The 621-nt window shown below is 46.7% G+C and carries 1 protein-coding gene; it reads right to left on the reverse strand.

Annotated elements, in window-relative coordinates:
- The coding region (locus tag TW77_RS23960) for an IS66 family transposase zinc-finger binding domain-containing protein (RefSeq protein ID WP_046007493.1) at positions 1-464 on the reverse strand (464 nt) is incomplete at its 3' end.
- Between the last annotated feature and the right edge of the window lie 157 nt (positions 465-621).

Here is a 621-nt window from a genome sequence, read left to right on the forward strand (position 1 = left end):
GCTTGTTTTATCTCAACCCGGGTTTGTGTTTTTTCACAGTGCCGGCAGCTGTATTTAGGCCTGACGTGTTCGATGACTTTGACCTGGGCCGGGATAAATTCCAGCTTTTCGCTCACATCCTCGCCCATTTTGTGCAGCTCACCGCCACAGCAGTCACACTGTTTGTTGTCGATGTCATGCACAACACGTTCGCGGGGCAGATCTTTTGGCAGTGACCGACGTGTCGGCTTTTTGCGCTGATATTCAATGGTTTCCACGTCTTGCTCAGGTGCTTCTTCAACCAGCGTTTCTGCTTCATTGAACAAGTCAGCTTGTGCAGGATGCGACTCACTGCTGGCACCGAAGCGTTTTTGCTGGGCCAGTCTGAATTGTTCTTCGAGGTAGTTATTACGCGCCTGAAGCTGAGCAATGATCTCTTCTTGCTTTGCGAGCTGCTGACGTAATACATCAAGTTCGTTTTGCATGTGTATTACTTTATCAGCTAAGTAACTGTTTTTAAATTAGTAGCTTAGATTAAATCGTGATCTAAAACACTCTGTTATGATCATACGTTATAACCATAGCTGAGCGGCTTATGGGCAATGACCGATAAGCCGGACAATAACCACTGCCATTGTTCGG

It is taken from the genome of Pseudoalteromonas rubra (genome assembly GCF_000967655.1).
GTDB lineage: Bacteria > Pseudomonadota > Gammaproteobacteria > Enterobacterales > Alteromonadaceae > Pseudoalteromonas > Pseudoalteromonas rubra_A.